General features: G+C 35.5%; 1 protein-coding gene and 1 pseudogene. Both read right to left on the minus strand.

The genetic code is table 11. The features are described 5' to 3' along the window. Positions 1-143: 143 nt before the first annotated feature. Entirely contained in the window at positions 144-596 is a 453-nt protein-coding gene (locus CBG25_RS19815) for a YfbU family protein (protein WP_290608793.1), read from the minus strand. 182 nt (positions 597-778) lie between these two features. Continuing rightward, a pseudogene (yfbV, locus tag CBG25_RS19820) lies at positions 779-1,235 on the minus strand (terminus macrodomain insulation protein YfbV). Positions 1,236-1,535 lie beyond the last annotated feature (300 nt).

Consider the following 1,535-nt stretch of genomic DNA (forward strand, 5'->3'; position numbering starts at 1 on the left):
TAATCCAATGATTGCTTTACATAAACGATTATCTCGTAACAGCCGCTCTTTGTTGATCATTTCAAACCTTTATTCTCTAAGTTAAACCTCTTTTTATTCTCAATAGCGTGACAAAAAATGCAAGTCTCTATTCAGCAACTAGTTTACTGACGCGGACAAGATGTCCAAACATTTAACATTCTTAGATATTTATCCCACATAGGTGTCTGAGCATTAAAATCATCACTACCACTGACAAAATGACGGTAGCGACCCTCATTATTAATCAAAAAACGAACATAATTGAGATAATGTGCTTCCGTAACAGCATCAAAGCCTAAAAAGATAACTTTTCTGTCCGTAATATCGGTTTTAGACGACAAATTTTGCCAGGAAACTTGTAAGGCATGATACATTTCCATAATATCAATGATAGTCTGGCAATTTTCTTCTGACAACTCAGCAAAATCTTTCTCTAACTCTTTCATTTGCAGGCCAAAACCATTTTCAATGATAGTTTGACAGCGTTGATAGTGTTTGGCATTATCCGGATCAAGCTTGGTCAGCATTTTATACTGGTTAGACAGAATTAAGCGTTGTGCATTAGTCATTTCCATTATGGTTCTCCTATACTTGGAAATTTGCTAAATCATCGCATTACCGCCCTTCTTTTTATAGTGATAACTTACCTTTTATTGATCTAAAAAGGCTTTTCAAACTTAAACCATTAATAACCTATTTTTATAATGCTTATTATCTTTATTGCTGACTAGCTAACCCAATAACTATTCAAATTATGTTAAATACCATCAATAAAAGAGCGATCTAATTGTTTAAAAGCACGTTTTAACAATTCAGCTAATGCCTGATAAGTCGGTGTTCCTTTGACGGGTGTGATGGCAATTCCAGCTTGATTAAATTTTTCACGAATTTCATAAAACCAAGTTAGTAATGCCGACGGTAGTGGCGTAACTGAACGGCTTACCTAACCACCATAATCCCTACAAAGGTAAGCTACAAGCAAAAAGCCCTGTCGCCACAGCCGGTCCCAGCTGACCACCTAATGCAATCTGCCAGGTAAGGGTAAAAACAGCAACAGCAGGCATATAACGAATCGCAAAGCGACTGACTGTGATCACCCGATGTTCAGGAAAAATAGGCATCAAACATTTTTCTAACGGAAATGTCTTGGCATATTGCCGGCCTAGTTTCAACTTTTGTAAGAAACCTGGGGTCGTTTCTGGTGTCGTATTCATCAATACCTCACATGACTTCAATCAATTTCTCATGCAAAATTTAAAAAAAATGTATAAAGCATAAAATCTTTTTAGTAGAATTTATAGGGCAACTTTGGTTGCCTGAGACCACGACTTCTATAATCTATAGAAAAAACTTATATCATATAAAGTTTATATTTGGTCTATTACTATAAACTAGTTGCTGAATAGAGACTTGCATTTTTTGTCACGCTATTGAGAATAAAAAGAGGTTTAACTTAGAGAATAAAGGTTTGAAATGATCAACAAAGAGCGGCTGTTACGAGATAATCGTTTATG

The sequence above is a fragment of the Arsenophonus sp. ENCA genome, from assembly GCF_002287155.1.
Lineage (GTDB): Bacteria > Pseudomonadota > Gammaproteobacteria > Enterobacterales > Enterobacteriaceae > Arsenophonus > Arsenophonus nilaparvatae.

Bases quoted from the DNA above. Each gene is read 5' to 3' on its own strand.
- CBG25_RS19815 (WP_290608793.1), bottom strand. From the start codon at position 596: ATGGAAATGACTAATGCACAACGCTTAATTCTGTCTAACCAGTATAAA.